The following is a 16,494-nucleotide window of genomic DNA, read 5'->3' as shown; positions in this document are numbered from 1 at the left end:
GGAAATGCCAACCTCGGCGTTGCGAAAATGCGGCGTGGGGTGCTCGGCCTAGGCTGGCCGCATGAGCATCGGAGCGACCTGGGCCGGCACCCACACCTTCACGGCACCTGAGCTGGTCGAGGCACGGTCGATCCCGGAGGTGCAAGAGGCCGTCGTCGGCGCCGACGGCCCGGTCCGCGCGCTCGGCACGCGCCACAGCTTCAACGACCTCGCCGACAGCACCGGCAGGCTCGTCACGGTCACCGGCATTCCGGCCGATGCGACCGTGGACGAGGAGGCGCGCACCGTCACCGTGGGCGCGGGCACCAGGTACGGAGAGCTCGCCGTGTGGCTCGAGTCCCACGGCTGGGCGCTTCACAACATGGGCTCGCTCCCCCACATCTCCGTGGGTGGGGCCGTCGCGACGGGCACCCACGGATCGGGGCTCACCAACGGCTGCCTGTCCGATGCAGTCGCCGCGCTGACCTACGTGAATGCGGCCGGCGAGCTCGTCGAGGCGCGGCGCGGCGACGAGGGCTTCGAGGGACTCGTGGTGGGCCTGGGCGCCTACGGCATCGTCGTGCGCGTGACGCTCGACATCCAGCCCACCTACCTGGTGCGCCAGGACGTCTACCGGGGCCTGTCCTGGGAGGCGGCGCTCGGGGACCTGTCCGCGATCATGGGCGCGGGCTACTCCGTCAGCCTGTTCACGTTGTGGGACGAGCCTACGATCCAGCAGGCGTGGCGCAAGACCCGCATCGGCCTGGGCGAGGACCCTCAGGACGGGTGGCAGGGGGCGAGGTTCGAGACCGCCGCCGAGGCCGGCCTGGTCGACGTGCCGCCCGCCAACCTCACCGTCAAGGGCGGCGTGCCAGGCCCGTGGCTCGAGCGCCTGCCGCACTTCCGGCTCGACTCCACGCCGTCGAACGGCGACGAGATCCAGACCGAGTACTTCGTCGCGCTGGCCGACGGAGCCGAGGCGCTGGCGGCGGTCAAGGCGCTCGGCCACGAGATCGCCCCGCACCTGCTCGTCTCGGAGCTGCGGACCGTCGCCGCAGACGGTCTGTGGCTCTCGGGCGCCTACGGACGTGACACCCTCGCGATCCACTTCACCTGGCGCAACGCCCCCGAGGCCGTCGCCGCGCTCACCCCTCGCATCGAAGCGGCGCTCGCGCCCTTCGGCGCCCGCCCGCACTGGGGCAAGGTGCACACCATGACGGCCGATGCGGTCGCCGCCGTCACGCCTCGCCTCGCCGATGCGCGCGCGCAGTTCGAGACTCTCGACCCCGCCGGCAGGTTCGCGAACGCGCACCTGCGGCGCCTGGGCGTGCGTCTCTAGCGCTGGGGGTGCGGCACGTCCGCCCGGACGCCGGACGTAGGCTTGCCAGGTGAGCGTGCTTGCCGCCAGCCCCGTGCCCCTGGTCGTCCGGACCGTCGAGATTCCGGCGCCCGACGATCTCCTCGCGCTGCTTCCTCCGCACGGGATCTCGTGGGTCAGGCGAGGCCAAGGGCTCATCGCGTGGGGCGAGTCCGCCAGGCTGGAGACGGCCGGCGCCCAGCGCATCGACGAGGCCGACGCCTGGTGGCGGCGCGTCACGCGCCACGCCCTCGTCCGCGACGACGTGCGCCAGGCCGGCACCGGACTCGTCGCCTTCGGCTCGTTCTCGTTCGCCGATGCGTCAGCGGCGGGCGGCAGCCTCGTGGTGCCGCGCTTTGTGGTGGGCCTGCGGGACGGCCGCGCCTGGTTCACCGTGATCGACGGTGACGGACTCACGGACCTGCCGAGCCTGGAGGACGCCCTCGGAGACGCCTCCCCTCCGGCACCCCTGCCCCCGATCGCCATCGACGAGGGCGACCGCGACGCGTGGGCGACGGCCGTCGCCTCGGCGATCGAGCGCATCGGCGCCGGGGAGCTCGACAAGGTGGTGCTGGCTCGCGCGGTCCAGGCCACGGGCGACGGACCCGTTGACGTCCGCACCGTGCTCACGGCGCTCGCGGCCGACTACCCGAGCTGCTGGGCCTTCCACGTGGACGGGCTGGTGGGGGCGACCCCCGAGCTGCTGGCGAGGGTGGACCACGGCCTCGTCACGTCTCGTGTGCTGGCGGGCACGATCCGCCCCACGGGTGACGAGACCGCCGACCTCGCACACGCCGCCGCCCTCGCGCGCTCGTCGAAGGATCGCGAGGAGCACGAGTACGCGGTGACGTCGGTGACGAACGTGCTCGCCGCCCACTGCGCCTCGGTCAACGTTCCCGACGAGCCGAGCGTGCTGCACCTCCCCAACGTGATGCACCTCGCGACGGACGTCACGGGAGTCCTCAGCCACAACGCGAGCGCGCTCGAGCTGATCCGCGAGCTGCACCCGAGCGCTGCGGTGTGCGGCACGCCCACGCTGGCGGCCGCCCACGTGATCGACGAACTCGAGGGGATCGATCGCGGCCGCTACGCCGGGCCGGTGGGCTGGATCGACGCGGCCGGTGACGGCGAGTGGTGCATCGGCCTGCGGTCGGCGGAGATCGATGCCACTGACCCGAGCCGCATGCGGCTGTTCGCCGGGTGCGGCATCGTCGCCGCGAGCGAGCCGGAGGCGGAGTGGGCGGAGTCCGAAGCCAAGCTCGAGCCGATGCGCCGGGCGTTGGGCGCGCACATCGACGCCTGAGCAGGCACAATCGGAAGGGAAGCTCGAGCCGATGCGTCGCGCTCGGGACGCGCCTCGCTGACGTCGCCCCGATCGCGGCCGGACCCCGGGAGGCGCCATGAGCACGCAAACCGAGAACCACTCCTCCGGCGAGTCCACGCGTGACGTCGAACGTGACGCGTGGGACGCGCGCTACCGCTCGCGTGAGCGCGTGTGGACCGGACATCCCAACGCTCCGCTGATCGACGAGGTCGAGCACATCGTGACGCCGGGCACCGCTCTCGACGTGGGCTGCGGGGAGGGCGCCGACGCGGTGTGGCTGGCGCGGCAGGGCTGGCTCGTGACGGCGGTCGACCTGTCTCTGACCGCGATCGGCCGGGCGCGCGAGCACGCCGAGACGGCCGGGGTCGGCCACCACGTGACGTTCACCGACGAGGACCTCGAGACGCTGGTCGACACCCGCGGGCCATGGAACCTGGTGACGTCGCTCTACACCCACTCGATGCACGGGGGCCGGTGGCTCGTGGAGACGCTCGCAGGAGCGGTGGCGCCCGGCGGGATGCTCCTGGTCATCGGGCACCACCCCACCGACCCGCACGCGTCCGAGCACCCCGACCTGCGAGACAAGACGTTCGCCGCCGAGGACGTCGCCGCGGTGCTCGACCGATCGCTGTGGGAGGTGTCGGCCACCCTTCGCGAGCGCACCACCCGGGAGCCGGACGGCCGCGAGAGGCTGTGGCGGGACGCCGTCCTGGTCGCACGGCGACACGACTGACCTCCAGCGTCGCACCCCCGGCCCGAGGTCCCGGGTGGCGCCGCTCTCGCATTGCTAGCGTCCGCCCTATGAGCACCGACACCACCTGGGCGTACCGAGTCGCCGCACCGCACCGCTTCGAGCGCGTCGAAGAGTCGCCCCCGCTGTCCATCCAGCCCGGCGAACTGCTGGTGGAGCTCACCGCGGGAGCGGTCTGCGGTTCGGACCTCCCGTTCGCGCGCGGCGCGATGGTGCCGGCCGGAGGGGCGGGACAGGCAGGGCGCCCGATGCACGAGATCGTGGGCGAGGTGCTGTGCTCCGCGCATCCCGACTTCGTGTCGGGCGACCGGGTCGTGGGATGGGCGTCGAACTGGGACGCGCTGCGTCAGGTGTTCATCACCTCGGGCGACCAGGTCTCCAAGGTGCGCATGGACGCACCCGACACGCACGTCACCGTCGCGCAGTCGGTCGCATGCCTCATGACCGTCTTCGACCGCCTGGGTCCCCTCGACGGGCGCAGCGTCGGAATCGTCGGCGTGGGCCCGTTCGGGCTGATGGCGAGCGTCCTCGCCCGTCACCACGGCGCCGGACGCATCGTGGGCGTCGACCCGCTCGACCGCGCGGCCGATGCGATGGGTCTGCCCATCGACGACCTGGTGCGCGACACGTCACGGGGCTGGGCGCGGGGACTCGCCGACGCCGACCGCCCGGACATCGTGCTCGAGATGGTGGGCCACCAGACGTCCACTCTCGCCGACTCGATGGCGGCGGTGGCGCCCGGCGGCTCGGTGGTCGCCTTCGGCGTGCCGGACGACGACTGGTATGCGCTGCCCCTGCGCGACTTCTTCCGCCGCAACGGCACCCTGATCACAGGCGTCACCCGCGAGCACCGCGCCATGCTCGAGCGTGCCCAGGACTACCTCGTGGACCAGCCAGGCGTGGCCGACCACATCGTCACGCACGTGTTCCCCATCGCGCAGGTGCAGCGCGCGTTCGCGGCCGCCATGCACCCCCGCCCCGGCCAGCGCAAGGTCGTGCTGGAGGTCTAGCCGCGCCGCCGTCGTCGATCACGCACGGGGCAGTCGCGCCTCGACCACCTCGAGCGTGACCGGAGGCGCGGCGACCGCCCTCGCCAGCGCATCGGCGTTGCGCACGGCGACGTGAGGGATCCCGTACCCCGCGCAGATCGCACCGATGTCCACCCCATGCGGCGTCGTGAAGACGCGCTCGACGTGCTCCGCAGGCGCGGAGGCGTGCTCGAGGCGCCCGAAGATGGTGCCGCCGCCGTCATTCGCGACCACGATGCGCAGGCGTGGCCGCTTCTCGAGCGGGCCGATCAGCAGCCCGCCGACATCGTGCAGGAACGTCACGTCGCCCATCAGCGCGTGCGTAGGCTGGCCCGTGGCGAGCGCGACCCCCACCGCCGTGGAGACGGTGCCGTCAATGCCGGACAGCCCGCGGTTCGCGATCAGCGTGGGCACCTCTCCAGGCGAGCACACCGGGCCGACCCGGTCGACCGCCCGGATGGGCCCGGACGATCCGATCACCGCGACGTCGCCCTTGCCGAGGGGGGCCATGAAGGCGTCGGCCACAGCATCGCCTCCCCAGACATGAGCGAGATCCTCGAACTCGGAGGCGGCCTCGCGCCACTTCGCGAGCCACGCGGAGTCGCCCAGCTCCAACGTGCCGTCGCTGCGCGTCAGCCACGACGACGGGACTGTGCGCACCACCTGGTCGGCGTGGCGAGGCGCCTCTCGCCAGCGGGCGCCGTGCGCGGCGACGATCAGGGAGGGCGCCCGCGCGATGAGCTGCTGGATGGGCCGCGACAGCGTAGGCCTGCCGATCACCACCACCTGGTGCACCTGTTCGGCAAGGCTGCGTCCCGCGTCGCTCTCCAGCACGCTCACATAGAAACCGATGCACGCGTCACCTGCGCGAGCGCCGGAGGTGGGCTCGGCGAGCAGTGGCCAGCCATGCGCCTCCGCAACCTCGCGTGCGACGTCGCCTGCGCGGTCACCCGCGATCACCAGCCCCCGCTCGACGGCAGGCAACGGCGCAGGCAGGTCAGCCGCGGTGAGCACACGCGTGCCGTACGAGGGGGTGGGATCGATGCGCGGCGGATCCTGCCAGACTCCGCCATCCGCCTCGAGGGGCTCGCGGAACTCGATGTTCAGGTGAACGGGGCCTGGGGTCCCGGTCATGTCATCACGCGCAGGGTCGCCCATCGCGATCGCCACCGCGCGGGCGGCCAGAGTGGCAGCGCGTCCGGGCGTCTCGAGAGACTCGGGTGCGGGCACCTCAGCGCTCCACCGCGCGAAGGTCGCGAAGATCCCGCCTTGATCCGTGGTCTGGTTGGCGCCCACTCCCCGCATCTCGCCCGGGCGATCCGCGGTGATCAGCAGCAGCGGAACGCCGCTGTGATGAGCCTCCATGACGGCCGGCAGCAGGTTGCCGACGGCGGTGCCGGAGGTGGTGATCATCGCAACCGGCCGAGGAACATCGGTCGCGGCTCGCCCGCGCGCGATGCCGAGCGCCACGAAGGCGGCGGAACGCTCGTCCACCCGCACGTGCAGGTCGACGCGGGGAGCACCGAGCGGAGGGTTGCCGCCGCCCGCCTCTGCGAGCGCGTGTGCCAAGGGTCCCGAACGCGACCCGGGGCACAGGACGAAATCCCTCACGCCCAGGTCGTAGAGCGAGGCGACGAGTTCGCGCGCAAAGGCGGCGGACGGGTTGGCATTCACTTAGATGACCTCCAGGGGCTGTGAGCCGATGCGACCGCCGGTCGGCGCGAGCGTCGACGCGACGGTGTCGGTGGCGAGCAGCATTCCCGTGCCGAGTCCACACGCCAGCGGCTCCTCGGGAAGGGCGCACGCGAGCGCGATGCCGGCCGCCAGCCCCACGGAGGACTCCATCGAGCTCGCGATGACCACCGGCCGGGGCGCAATCTCGTCGGCGATCTCGAGCGCGCGCCGCACGCCCCCCAAAGGGGAAGCCTTGAGGATGAAGACGTCTGCCGCATCGGCCGCGAGGACCGCGCTTGCCGTGCCGGGAATGCGGATGGCCTCGTCGGCCGCGATGGGCACGTCCACGCGGCGTCGCAGCGACGCGAGATCGGCGACGGTGTCGCACGGCTGCTCCACGTACTCGAGCCCGTCGACGCCACCCGTGCGGGCGGCGCGGTCGAGCGCCTGGATCGCGCGCACCGCATCGTCGAGTTCCCAACCGCCATTGACGTCGATGCGAATCGCACCCCCCGCGCCCAGCGCATCGGCCACGGCCTCGATACGGGCGATGTCGTCCGCAAGAGTCCCGCCGCCCACCTTGACCTTGGCGGTGCGGGCTCCCCCTGCCGTGGCGTAGGCGCGGGCGCGCTCGGGGTCGACCTCGGGGACGATGCTGTTGACGGCGACCGAGTCACGCACCGGCGCAGGCCACTCGCCGCGAGCAGCCTCCATCGCGGCGCGCCACCACCGGCTCTTGCGCTCGGGCGAATAGTCGGCGAACGGCGAGTACTCGCCCCAATGCTCGTGCCCTTCCGCGTCGATCGCGCGGACGAGCACGCCGGAGCGGCTGGTCAGGCCCCGGAATCGGGTGCGGAGCTCGACGGTGAAGGGCCGGAACTCCATGGCTGACAGCCTAAGCCGCTGGCGCACTCCCGGCTCGCGCATCGGCCGCCGTCGCTCATTGACTACGAACCGTTCTTGCCCGCGACACCCCGCGCCGCGACCCCGACGGAGCGGTCCTACGGGGTGTCGCGGGCGAAAGTGGTTCGCAGTGTTGGGCCGCGGCGGGCGCGACTACGCTTACCTCGCATGAGCGACACCCCGGTGCAGGTCTCCGACACGTTCGACGCGCAGCAGTGGCGCGCGATCGACGGCTTCCCCGACGGCGACATCACCTATCACCGGTGGGTGTCCCGTGAAGACGACGAGGAGCGCGACCTGCCCGCAGTGCGCATCGCGTTCAACCGGCCCGAGGTGCGCAACGCCTTCCGTCCCCAGACGGTGGACGAGCTGTACCGCGCGCTGGACCACGCACGCCAGACCGCCGACGTCGCGGCCGTCATCCTCACCGGCAACGGCCCCGCGCCCAAGGACGGCGTGTGGGCGTTCTGCTCGGGCGGAGACCAGCGCATTCGCGGCAAGGACGGCTACCTCTACGAGGGCACGGCAGCCGATGCGCCCGCGCACGGCGGGCGGCTGCACATCCTCGAGGTGCAGCGGCTCATGCGCACCAGCCCCAAGGTCGTCATCGCCGCGGTGAACGGCTGGGCGGCCGGCGGCGGGCACTCCCTGCATGTGGTCGCCGACCTGTCGATCGCGTCGCTCGAGCACGCGCGCTTCAAGCAGACCGACGCGAACGTCGGCTCGTTCGATGCGGGCTACGGCTCCGCGCTGCTCGCCCGTCAGGTGGGCGACAAGCGGGCGCGAGAGATCTTCTTCCTGGCGCGCGAGTACTCCGCCGAGGATGCGGAGAGGTGGGGCGCCGTCAACGAGGCCGTGCCGCACGACCAGCTCGAGGAGACTGCGCTCGAGTACGCCCGGCTGATCGCGACGAAGTCGCCGCAGGCCATCCGCATGCTCAAGTTCGCCTTCAACCTCGCGGACGACGGTCTCGCCGGTCAGCAGGTGTTCGCCGGCGAGGCGACCCGCATGGCGTACATGACGGACGAGGCTCAGGAGGGACGCGACGCGTTCCTCGAGCGGCGTGAGCCCGACTGGACGCGCTTCCCGTACGCGTTCTGACCGTGGGCGCCGGACAGGGCGTCGCGAGGCGACAGAGGCGACAGTGAGTGCCGGACAGCAGCGGTAGACACCTGTCCGGCACTCACTGACCCCTCGCGGGCATCAGCGACTCCTGTCCGGCACTGGTGGTCGCCTGTTAGCTGAAGTCGACCGACCCTCGGCCCGCGCCGCCCGACTGCGGCACCAGCTGCACCCAGGTCTTGCCGGGCATGAAGGTCACCGGCTCGCCATCCTCGGTCTCGAGAATGTAGGGATCCGTCTGGCTGGCCTTGGACCACGTGATCGGGATGTACGAGTCGCCCGACGCCGCGAAGCCAGTGCCCGCATCAGTCACGACGATCGTCTCGGGCACGGACGAGCCCCCGTTGCTGCTGGTGTTCCGCAGATCCACCCAGAGCACGATCACGTTGGTGGCGGAGATCTGCGTGCCATCCGAGGTCACGTGCGGCGAGCCGCTCTCCGATCGCATCCACGCCTCGCCGTCCGCATCCCAGTCCCACGACGGCTGCATCCGCGGCGAGGCGTTGATGTCGATCGAGGTGACCGCGGTGCCCTCGGTGACGATCGTCGACTCCTCGTCCGGATACGCGTACTCGAACTGCTCGGGCGGTGCGGGCAGGTCGGTCGACTGCGCGAAGAAGTCCTCGAGCGTGCCGTGAAGGTTGTGCGGGGCGGGCTTGTCCGAGGTGCGGAAGAAGCCGTAGGCGCCCACATCCTGAGCGATCAGGGTGGTCCCCGACCGAGCGGCATCGTTGATGAACCGTCGCTGCGCTCCCGAGAACACGAGCGGGCCCCCGAAGGAGCCGATGATGTTCTTGTCCATGGGCCGCATGGACCTGATCGGGCCCACCGTCTCGGGCGTGTCGGAGTGGTAGACCGCCACGAGCCGCGAGATCCCGTACTCGACCTGCTCCTCGAAGACGATGTCCGCAGCATCCAGGTTCGACTGGGGACGCGCATCGGACGAGTTCTCGATCTTGATCGACAGTGCCGGGCGGTCGAGCAGCGCGGCATCGGCATCGGTGGCGTCGACGCCCGTGAGCGGCCACACCACTGCGGGCCGCGGGTCCGGCGGCGCGCTGGGGGCGGCGGACCTGGACGGGCTGGGCGCGCCCACCGACTGGGTGGTCGCCGGCGGCTCGACCACCTCTGCCGACGAGCACGCGGCCAGCACCATGGCACCGGCGACGGCGACGGCGGTCAGGGAAAGGACGCGCGAGGCTCTCATGCCCCACATTCTAGGTGCGCCCTACGCTGGAGCCATGAACTACGCGCGGCTCGCCGAGGGAGGTCGCGGTGCGGTCATGGCCGCGCTCTCCGGGCACGCCGCCGGAATCGCAGCGCCGACGTCGGGTTCGACCGGCGACCCGCGCGAGGTGCTCGTGGGCCGGGACGCGCTGATCGCATCGGCGACGGCGACGCTCGACCGCCTGGGCGGACCGGGCCACTGGCTCCTGGCGCTGCCGACGGACCGCATCGCCGGCGCGATGGTGATCGCTCGTGCGCACGTCGGCGGCGGCGACCTCATCCATCACGATCACCCCCGCTTCACGCCCGCCAGCTTTGCGGAGGCCGCAGCCCATGTCCCTGCGGGACGGCGATACGTGTCCCTCGTCCCCACCCAGGTGTGGCGGCTGCTCTCCGACCCGCGAGGGGCCGATGCGCTCGCGACCTTTGACGCCGTGCTGGTGGGCGGCGCAGCTCCGGGGATGGCGCTGCCCGCCCACGCGATCGAGACGTACGGCATGACGGAGACGTCGGGCGGCTGCGTCTACGACGGGCGGCCGCTGGACGGCGCGAGCATCCGCATCGACGACGACGGCCGGATCCTGCTCGCGGGGCCGATGCTCGCAGACGGATACGCGGACGGCGACGACTCCGCGTTCATCCACGCGGGCGGAGAGCGTTGGCTGCGCACGGGCGACCTCGGCTCCGTCGAGGCCGGCAGCCTCACCGTCATGGGCAGGGCCGACGACGTGATCCTGTCCGGCGGCGTCAATGTGCATCCGCTCGCGGTCGAGAAGGCGCTGCGGGCGCACGGCGACATCGCGGACGCGGCGGTGGTGGGGACTCCTGACGCGCAATGGGGAGAGCGCGTCGTGGCGGTGGTCGTGCCCGCCCAGGGCGCCCGCCTCAGTCTCGACGAGCTCCGCAGCGCCCTCGCCCTCGATCGCGCCACGCTCCCTACCGCCCTCGCGGTCGTCGATTCTGTTCCGCGCACCGCTGCTGGCAAGATCGACCGGTACGCCGCGCGCGCGATCGCCGCACGCATCATCGCCGAGGAGGCACCATGACCACCGCCGCCGACTGGGTCGCAGGCGCGCGACCGCGCACCCTGTGGACTGCGGTCTCACCCGTCGCCGTCGGCTCCGCGAGCGCCGGTGCGATGGGCATGTTCGCCATCGACACCGCCCTGCTGGCATTGGTCGTGGCCCTCGGGCTGCAGGTGGGGTCCAACTACGCCAACGACTACTCCGACGGCATCCGGGGCACCGACGTGGACCGCATTGGCCCGGACCGGCTGGTCGCGACCGGCAAGGCGACGCCCACCGCGGTCAAGGGCGCCGCCTTCGTGAGCTTCGCGGTCGCGGCGCTCGCAGGGATCTTCGTCGTGTTCCTCGCGGGAGCGCTGTGGCTGCTCCTCCTGGGGCTGTTCGCCATCATCGCCGCCTGGACCTACACCGGCACCGACCGTCCCTACGGGTACGCCGGGTGGGGCGAGGTCGCGGTCTTCGCCTTCTTCGGACCCGTCGCCGTGCTGGGCACCATGTACGTGCAGGCCGGCGACATCACGTGGTGGGCGATCGCCGCATCGGTGGGCGTGGGCCTCTACGCCGTCGCGCTGCTCATGGTCAACAACATCCGCGACCTCGACACCGACGCCGCCGCCGGCAAGCGCACGCTCGCGGTCAAGATCGGTTCGCATCGCGCACGCCAGGTGTTCGCGGCCGTCGTCCTGCTGCCCGTGCTGTGTGCCGTGGTGGTGGCGTTCGTGCATCCGTGGGCGCTGCTCGCCACCGTCGTCGCACTGCCGAGCCTGTACTTCGCCATCGCGATGCGCATCGACGGCGCGGTGCGCGAACAGGTGGGGATGCCGTCGGGCGGCCTCAAGGTGATCTTCGCCGGGCTGTCGGCGGTGGGTCTGGTCTACGGGCTCGCGCTCGCGCTGGGCATTGCGCTGTAGTGGAACGCGGCGCTCTAGCGAGAGCCGTCGGCCTCGCCGATCTCAGCGTCCTCCTCGGAGTCCGCCTCGCGCATGCCCCGCTGGGAGCGGTCGATCAGGCCCGCCATCTGCTGCTGCGCGGCGAGGCGCATGCCCGGCAGCGCCAGGTAGGAGATGAGCCACGCGAGGATGAACGCCGCGAACACGGCGATCACGTCGAACCAGCCGACGAGCCACAGCGCGGCGAGCACCGCCACGAAGATCGCGGTCCGAGCCGCCCAGTACGCGAACACCTTCATAGCACCAACCTACCGGCGCATAGGATGAGGGCATGCTCCGCCTGCTGCTGATCCTCCTCTACATCGCACCGGCGGTCTACTGCGTCACGGACGCCGTGCAGCACCCGGACGCCAAGCCCTATGGGCTGCGCAAGTGGTTGTGGGTGGTCATCATCGTGCTGGTGCCGCTGCTCGGCGCGGCAGCGTGGCTCTACCTCAAGTACGCCAATGGCACGGGCGGCGGCGTCCAGCGCAACGAGCCCCGCGCGCCAGACGACGACCCCGAGTACCTCAACTGGCTGCGCACCCAGGAGCGCCGCAGGCGCCAGCGCGGCGAGAGCGACGGGCCGCTCTAGGCCGAGGCCCGGCCGTACAGGCTCAGGATCTGCTCGCCGACCACCGTCACGTCGAAGCGCTCCACGCGCTCGGCCTGCTCCTCATGAACGGTCGCCCGCAGCGCCGCGTCATCGATCAGCCGCGCCAGCGAGGCCGCGAACGCCGCGGTGTCCCGGGGGTTCACGCTGACCTCGGACCGGTCGCCCAGCACCGACAGGTAGCCGGGGTTGTCGCCGCCGATGACCACGCCCGCTCCCGAGGCCATCGCCTCGATCAGCACGATCCCGAAGCTCTCCCCGCCCGTCGCCGGGAACACCGCGATGTCCGCCTCGGCGTAGAAGGCGGGCTTGTCCTCCTCCGAGACGAATCCCACCAGCGTCACGATGTCGCCGAGTCCCGCCGCCTCGATCGCAGCCGCCACGCGGTCGCGCAGCGGCCCCTTGCCGCCGATGTGCACGTCCAGCCTCGCCCGCATCGGCTCCGGCAGCGCGGCCAGCGCCGCGATCAGCTCGAGCACGCCCTTGCGGTCCACGAGCCTCCCGAGAAACGCGACCACGAGCCGATCGTCCGCGCGGGGGGTGCGCTGCGCATCGGCGAAGAGCGACGTGTCGATCGAGCATGGGATCACGCGCGCCTCGATGCCGAACGAGCGTCGCGCGAACTCGGCCGCAGGCGCCGACACCGCGCAGAAGGCATCGAACCGCAGCAGATTGCGGCGCAGCAGCAGACCGAGTAGACGCGTGGCCGCCGCGCTCACGGTGCCCGCGGGCAGGATGTGGAACGTGCCCACGATTCGCACGGTGCGGGCCTGCACCCGCCTGGCCTCGTCCACTACCCGTGCCGCGAAGAGCGGCGAATGCGGAATCTGCACGTGAATGACGTCGTAGCGCTGGGCCTCGAGGAACTCTCGCAATGCCGCGCGTGACGTCGGCAGCGGGATGCGCAGGCCGTTGCCGTTGAACGTCACCCCCACATTGCGCGCGAGCGAGTGCACCGTGATGTCGTCGCGCGTCGCGTCGGAGCACACGTAGTGCACCTCGTGGCCCTGGCGCTCGAAGTACGCGCCAAGAGTCAGGACGTACTGCTGCACCCCGTCGGGGCGGTCGATGCTGTCGTCCAGCACCATCGCGATCTTCATGACACTCAGGCGTACGTGTGCATGCCCTGGAAGTACAGGTTCACGACGGTGAAGTTCATGATCAGCGCCACGAAGCCGGCGAGCGCCAGCACGGCGCTGCGACGGCCCGCCCAGCCCTGGGTGGTGCGTGCGTGGAGATACGCGGCGTAGATGACCCAGATCACGAAGGACCAGACCTCCTTGGGGTCCCATCCCCAGTACCGGCCCCACGCGTGCTCGGCCCACACGGCGCCGGCCATCACGGTGAAGGTCCACAGCACGAATCCGACGGCGTGCAACCTGAACGCGAGCGCCTCGAGAGTCGCCGGCTCGGGCACGCCCTCCAGCCACTTCCAGCGCTTGAGCGTGCCTACGTTCGCGTTGCGCCACCGCCGCACGAGCCGTGCCGCCGCGTGACGCGCCTCGGCCACGACCGCCAGCTCCTCGCCCCGATAGTCGCGCATCAGTTGCAGGACGGTGGCCACCGCGGCGACGATGAACACGCCCGTCGAGATGATGGCGATGGAGACGTGGATCACGAGCCAGAAGCTCTGCAGCGCGGGCTGCAGGCCAGTCGACTCCTGGTACAGAGTCGTCAGGCCGATGCCCAGCGCGATGGTCGCGAACCCGGTGACGCCGGGTGCGAGATAGGAGACGTCACGGCGGCTCTGCACGATCAGGAAGACCACGGCGGCGACGAAGCTGCCCGTGATCGTGTACTCGTACATCGTGGACCACGGCGCGTGTCCCGCCTCGACGCCGCGGGCGGCAACGCCGACGCCATTCAGGATCGCGCCCACGAGCGTGGTCGAGCGGGCGATGCCCGTCGCCTGGGACCGCACGGCAGGGGGCACAGCGGCCGATGCGCTCGAGACCGGCGCGGACCCCTCACGTGAGCGCGCCGCGCCGACGGCGGCGGGGACCTTGCCCTTGGCGGCGGCCTTCGCATCCGCTACGCGCGACAGGTGGATGGACGAGACGACCATCGCGATCGCGTACAGCGCGGCGGCGCCCCACAGGGCGTACCAACTGAGTTCCTGAGCGTTCATGAGTCCTCCCTGCGCGTGAGCGTCCCCGTGGCCTGAGCGAGCACTCTCTCGAGGTCGTCGCGCGCTCCGGCGTCATGGGCGGGGGCCCATGCGGCGGCCGTCACCACTGTAGTCTTTCGGCCCGCGTGCGGACCCACCGGCGCCACCAGCCACAGTCGCCTGCGGGTGCCGAAGAGGCTGAGCGTCAGACCCGCGAGGGCGCCGATCGAGGCGCCCAGGAGCCACGGCAGGGACGGGTCCCGGCGCAGGTCGAAGGCGGCGAAGCGCGGCAGCGAGTCCCACGTGACGGTGCCCAGTCCATCGGGCAGCTCGATGGTCTGTCCCGGCTCGAGCGCCACCACCAGCGGCTGCCCATCGTCCCCGCGCACGGGGCTCAGCTGGGACTCGTCGAGCGCATAGACGTTCTGCGGCACGCCGTCGTCGAGCCCCAGATCACCGGCGAAGACCTCCAGCACGATCACGGGGTTGGTCGGAGACGGGTGCAGCGACGTGGCGGACTCCCCGTCGATCAGCGCCGTGGGCAGCAGCGTTCCCGTGAAGCCCAGCTGATCGCCCTCGGTGACGTCGGGCACCTTCACGACGCCGGTGGAGGTGTAGACGCCGTCCTGGGGCAGGAACGGCACCGCGCCCTCGAACGCGACGTTGCCCGCCGAGTCGGTGATGGTGAAGACGGGCGCGTAGCCGTTGCCCTGGAGGTAGATCTTGGCGCCGTCGACCTGGATGGGGCGGTTGACCTGCGCCTCGACGGCGCGCGGCTCCTGGTCCGGTTCGGTGAGCGTGGCGTACGCGGTGAACTCGTCCGGATTGCCGTCCAGGCCGAACACGGCATCGAACTGGTCCAGGCTCAGGGTCCACGGGTTGAGGCTGTCCTCGGAGAACAGCGAGCCGGACTCGTAGGAGTCGTACGCGGAGACGGAGTTGGTGAACGTGTCTCCCTCGACGATGAGCGCCTGGCCACGGTAGGTGAGCATGGTGCCCGCCGCGGCGGCGAGCAGGATGCCGATGAGCGAGACGTGGAAGACCAGATTGCCGAGCTCGCGGACGTGACCCTTGTGGGCGGAGAGCGCGAGCTCCGTCTCCGCATCGTCCTCCCGGCGAGGACGCTCGTCGACCCGGATGCGGTAGTCGGCGAACCAGCGCCACCAGCGCGGGCGGCGCAGTGCGATCCTGCGGCCCGGCATGGCGCCGAAGCTCTCCGGGCTCAGCGCACGCCGGGCCGCAGGCATCACCACGCGCGCGCCCTGGGGAGCGGCCGCCGAGATCGGGTCGAAGCGGTCCAGCCGCGAGGGCGCCGCCGGCACCGGCTCGCGCAGCTCCCGCCAGTACACGAGACAGCGCGGAATGATGCAGCCGATGAGCGAGGCGAACAGCAGCAGGTAGATCGCCGTGAACCACGCCGATCCGAAGACGTCGAGGAAGCCCAGCCGGTCCAGCAGCGGCCCCCAGAACGGGTTGGCGTCGATGAACCCCCGCGTGTTGCCCGCGTCCTGCGGCCACTGGGGGAGCACTGAGCCGGGGATCGCGGCGAGTGCGAGGGCGAGCAGCAGGATCAATGCGACGCGCATCGACGTGACCTGACGCCACATCCACCGCAGCCAGCCGCGCCACCCGAGCCGCGGCACCTCGGCGTACGCGTAGTTGTCGATCCGCATGCGCGCCATCAGACCGCCACCCAGAACCCGTCGATCCACCCTTGCATCAGGCCGGTGAGGCGACCCCACAACCCGGTCACCAGCAGCACGCCCAAGATCACCAGCATCGCGCCGCCGAACAGCTGCAGCCCACGGCGGTGGCGCCGCAGCCAGCGGAGCAGCGCGCCTGAGCGCTCGAACCACAGCGCGAGCGCCAGGAAGGGCAGTCCGATGCCGAGGCTGTAGACGACGGCGAGCAGCGCGCCGCGACCCACGGTCCCCTCATTCAGCCCGAGCGTGATGACGGCGCTCAGCGTCGGGCCGATGCAGGGCGTCCACCCGAGCCCGAACACGATGCCGAGCAGCGGCGCCCCCGCGAGCCCCGCCTTGGGGTTGACGTGCAGCCGGCGCTCGTTCTGCAGGAACGGCATCGCACCCATGAACGCGAGACCCATGAGGATCACGAAGACCCCGAGCACGCGCGTGATGATGTCCAGCTGCGCATCGAACTGCGCGCCGGCGGCCGACACCACGATGCCGAGCGTGACGAACACCGCTGAGAATCCGAGAATGAACAGCAGTACGCCGAGCACCAGGCGAGGCCTGCTGGACTTGCGACCCGCATCGGCCCCCGCCATGCCGGAGAGGTAGCCCAGGTATCCGGGCACGAGCGGCACCACGCACGGCGACGCGAAGCTGACCAGACCCGCGAGCAGTGCGATGGGGATCGCGGCGAGCAGCGAGCCGGAGAGCACCTGCGACGAGAAGTCAGAGCCGATGCCGGCGGTCAGGGACGTCAGCAT

16 protein-coding genes are annotated in these 16,494 nt (G+C 71.4%); 8 read left to right on the top strand and 8 right to left on the bottom strand.

Annotation, left to right across the window (positions count from 1 at the left end; all coding sequences use genetic code 11):
• The first annotated feature begins 61 nt into the window (after positions 1 to 61).
• The 4 genes from QQX02_RS07480 to QQX02_RS07465 all read left to right on the top strand — a co-directional run bounded on the left by QQX02_RS07480 (position 62) and on the right by QQX02_RS07465 (position 4,421).
• Positions 62 to 1,318, top strand: a complete 1,257-nt coding sequence (locus QQX02_RS07480) for an FAD-binding protein (RefSeq protein ID WP_301142221.1) — start codon at positions 62 to 64, stop codon at positions 1,316 to 1,318.
• 49 nt (positions 1,319 to 1,367) lie between these two features.
• Positions 1,368 to 2,639 (top strand): isochorismate synthase, encoded by a 1,272-nt coding sequence (locus QQX02_RS07475; protein ID WP_301142220.1) that lies wholly within the window; start codon positions 1,368 to 1,370, stop codon positions 2,637 to 2,639.
• Positions 2,640 to 2,736: 97 nt separating this feature from the next.
• Complete coding sequence (locus tag QQX02_RS07470; protein WP_301142219.1) at positions 2,737 to 3,393, top strand: class I SAM-dependent methyltransferase; 657 nt, start codon at positions 2,737 to 2,739, stop codon at positions 3,391 to 3,393.
• Positions 3,394 to 3,461: 68 nt separating this feature from the next.
• Positions 3,462 to 4,421 carry a zinc-binding dehydrogenase gene (locus QQX02_RS07465; protein WP_301142218.1) on the top strand — a complete coding sequence of 320 codons (960 nt, stop codon included), beginning with the start codon at positions 3,462 to 3,464 and terminating at the stop codon, positions 4,419 to 4,421.
• 18 nt (positions 4,422 to 4,439) lie between these two features.
• On the opposite strand, the gene menD is transcribed toward QQX02_RS07465, so the two are convergent.
• Together menD and QQX02_RS07455 are read right to left on the bottom strand one after the other, a co-directional pair.
• Positions 4,440 to 6,113: a 2-succinyl-5-enolpyruvyl-6-hydroxy-3-cyclohexene-1-carboxylic-acid synthase gene (menD, locus tag QQX02_RS07460; protein WP_301142217.1), complete on the bottom strand. Its 1,674-nt coding sequence runs from the start codon at positions 6,111 to 6,113 to the stop codon at positions 4,440 to 4,442.
• Positions 6,114 to 6,998: an o-succinylbenzoate synthase gene (locus tag QQX02_RS07455; RefSeq protein ID WP_301142216.1), complete on the bottom strand. Its 885-nt coding sequence runs from the start codon at positions 6,996 to 6,998 to the stop codon at positions 6,114 to 6,116.
• A 186-nt stretch (positions 6,999 to 7,184) separates the two neighbouring features.
• On the opposite strand from QQX02_RS07455, the gene QQX02_RS07450 reads away from it, so the two are divergent.
• On the top strand, positions 7,185 to 8,117 hold the full coding sequence (locus QQX02_RS07450) for a 1,4-dihydroxy-2-naphthoyl-CoA synthase (RefSeq protein ID WP_301142214.1): 933 nt from the start codon (positions 7,185 to 7,187) through the stop codon (positions 8,115 to 8,117).
• A gap of 136 nt (positions 8,118 to 8,253) precedes the next feature.
• Here the strand turns inward: QQX02_RS07450 and QQX02_RS07445 are convergent, their stop codons facing one another.
• Positions 8,254 to 9,345 (bottom strand): DUF3048 domain-containing protein, encoded by a 1,092-nt coding sequence (locus tag QQX02_RS07445; protein WP_301142213.1) that lies wholly within the window; start codon positions 9,343 to 9,345, stop codon positions 8,254 to 8,256.
• Between the two features lie 34 nt (positions 9,346 to 9,379).
• Here QQX02_RS07445 and QQX02_RS07440 point away from each other — a divergent pair, with 34 nt between their 5' ends.
• Positions 9,380 to 10,411, top strand: a complete 1,032-nt coding sequence (locus QQX02_RS07440) for an AMP-binding enzyme (protein WP_301142212.1) — start codon at positions 9,380 to 9,382, stop codon at positions 10,409 to 10,411.
• Positions 10,408 to 11,301 (top strand): 1,4-dihydroxy-2-naphthoate polyprenyltransferase, encoded by an 894-nt coding sequence (locus QQX02_RS07435; protein ID WP_301142211.1) that lies wholly within the window; start codon positions 10,408 to 10,410, stop codon positions 11,299 to 11,301. The genes QQX02_RS07440 and QQX02_RS07435 overlap by 4 nt, the downstream gene beginning before the upstream one ends.
• A 14-nt stretch (positions 11,302 to 11,315) precedes the next feature.
• On the opposite strand, the gene QQX02_RS07430 is transcribed toward QQX02_RS07435, so the two are convergent.
• Complete coding sequence (locus QQX02_RS07430; RefSeq protein ID WP_301142210.1) at positions 11,316 to 11,579, bottom strand: DUF4229 domain-containing protein; 264 nt, start codon at positions 11,577 to 11,579, stop codon at positions 11,316 to 11,318.
• A gap of 32 nt (positions 11,580 to 11,611) precedes the next feature.
• On the opposite strand from QQX02_RS07430, the gene QQX02_RS07425 reads away from it, so the two are divergent.
• Positions 11,612 to 11,914: a PLD nuclease N-terminal domain-containing protein gene (locus QQX02_RS07425; protein WP_301142209.1), complete on the top strand. Its 303-nt coding sequence runs from the start codon at positions 11,612 to 11,614 to the stop codon at positions 11,912 to 11,914.
• Here the strand turns inward: QQX02_RS07425 and QQX02_RS07420 are convergent.
• From QQX02_RS07420 to QQX02_RS07405, 4 genes are read right to left on the bottom strand one after another with little or no spacing between them, the layout of a single operon-like run.
• Complete coding sequence (locus QQX02_RS07420) at positions 11,911 to 13,032, bottom strand: glycosyltransferase family 4 protein (RefSeq protein WP_301142207.1); 1,122 nt, start codon at positions 13,030 to 13,032, stop codon at positions 11,911 to 11,913. The genes QQX02_RS07425 and QQX02_RS07420 overlap by 4 nt on opposite strands.
• Before the next feature lie 5 nt (positions 13,033 to 13,037).
• Entirely contained in the window at positions 13,038 to 14,060 is a 1,023-nt protein-coding gene (ccsB, locus tag QQX02_RS07415; RefSeq protein WP_301142206.1) for a c-type cytochrome biogenesis protein CcsB, read from the bottom strand.
• Complete coding sequence (gene resB, locus QQX02_RS07410) at positions 14,057 to 15,721, bottom strand: cytochrome c biogenesis protein ResB (RefSeq protein ID WP_301142204.1); 1,665 nt, start codon at positions 15,719 to 15,721, stop codon at positions 14,057 to 14,059. Before resB ends, ccsB begins: the two co-directional genes overlap by 4 nt.
• Entirely contained in the window at positions 15,721 to 16,494 is a 774-nt protein-coding gene (locus QQX02_RS07405) for a cytochrome c biogenesis CcdA family protein (RefSeq protein ID WP_301142202.1), read from the bottom strand. The genes resB and QQX02_RS07405 overlap by 1 nt, the downstream gene beginning before the upstream one ends.

This window comes from Demequina muriae, assembly GCF_030418295.1.
Classification (GTDB): domain Bacteria; phylum Actinomycetota; class Actinomycetes; order Actinomycetales; family Demequinaceae; genus Demequina; species Demequina muriae.
Note: the sequence above shows the minus strand (reverse complement) of the source record. Positions and strands in the feature narration are given on the sequence as shown.

What these genes read in the sequence shown, in the direction of transcription:
- QQX02_RS07480 (WP_301142221.1), top strand. Translation starts at nt 62, where the DNA reads ATGAGCATCGGAGCGACCTGGGCCGGCACCCACACCTTCACGGCACCT.
- QQX02_RS07470 (WP_301142219.1), top strand. Translation starts at nt 2,737, where the DNA reads ATGAGCACGCAAACCGAGAACCACTCCTCCGGCGAGTCCACGCGTGAC.
- QQX02_RS07465 (WP_301142218.1), top strand. Translation starts at nt 3,462, where the DNA reads ATGAGCACCGACACCACCTGGGCGTACCGAGTCGCCGCACCGCACCGC.
- QQX02_RS07455 (WP_301142216.1), bottom strand. Translation starts at nt 6,998, where the DNA reads ATGGAGTTCCGGCCCTTCACCGTCGAGCTCCGCACCCGATTCCGGGGC.
- QQX02_RS07450 (WP_301142214.1), top strand. Translation starts at nt 7,185, where the DNA reads ATGAGCGACACCCCGGTGCAGGTCTCCGACACGTTCGACGCGCAGCAG.
- QQX02_RS07445 (WP_301142213.1), bottom strand. Translation starts at nt 9,345, where the DNA reads ATGAGAGCCTCGCGCGTCCTTTCCCTGACCGCCGTCGCCGTCGCCGGT.
- QQX02_RS07440 (WP_301142212.1), top strand. Translation starts at nt 9,380, where the DNA reads ATGAACTACGCGCGGCTCGCCGAGGGAGGTCGCGGTGCGGTCATGGCC.
- QQX02_RS07435 (WP_301142211.1), top strand. Translation starts at nt 10,408, where the DNA reads ATGACCACCGCCGCCGACTGGGTCGCAGGCGCGCGACCGCGCACCCTG.
- QQX02_RS07430 (WP_301142210.1), bottom strand. Translation starts at nt 11,579, where the DNA reads ATGAAGGTGTTCGCGTACTGGGCGGCTCGGACCGCGATCTTCGTGGCG.
- QQX02_RS07425 (WP_301142209.1), top strand. Translation starts at nt 11,612, where the DNA reads ATGCTCCGCCTGCTGCTGATCCTCCTCTACATCGCACCGGCGGTCTAC.
- QQX02_RS07420 (WP_301142207.1), bottom strand. Translation starts at nt 13,032, where the DNA reads ATGAAGATCGCGATGGTGCTGGACGACAGCATCGACCGCCCCGACGGG.
- ccsB (WP_301142206.1), bottom strand. Translation starts at nt 14,060, where the DNA reads ATGAACGCTCAGGAACTCAGTTGGTACGCCCTGTGGGGCGCCGCCGCG.
- resB (WP_301142204.1), bottom strand. Translation starts at nt 15,721, where the DNA reads ATGGCGCGCATGCGGATCGACAACTACGCGTACGCCGAGGTGCCGCGG.
- QQX02_RS07405 (WP_301142202.1), bottom strand. Translation starts at nt 16,494, where the DNA reads ATGCTGACGTCCCTGACCGCCGGCATCGGCTCTGACTTCTCGTCGCAG.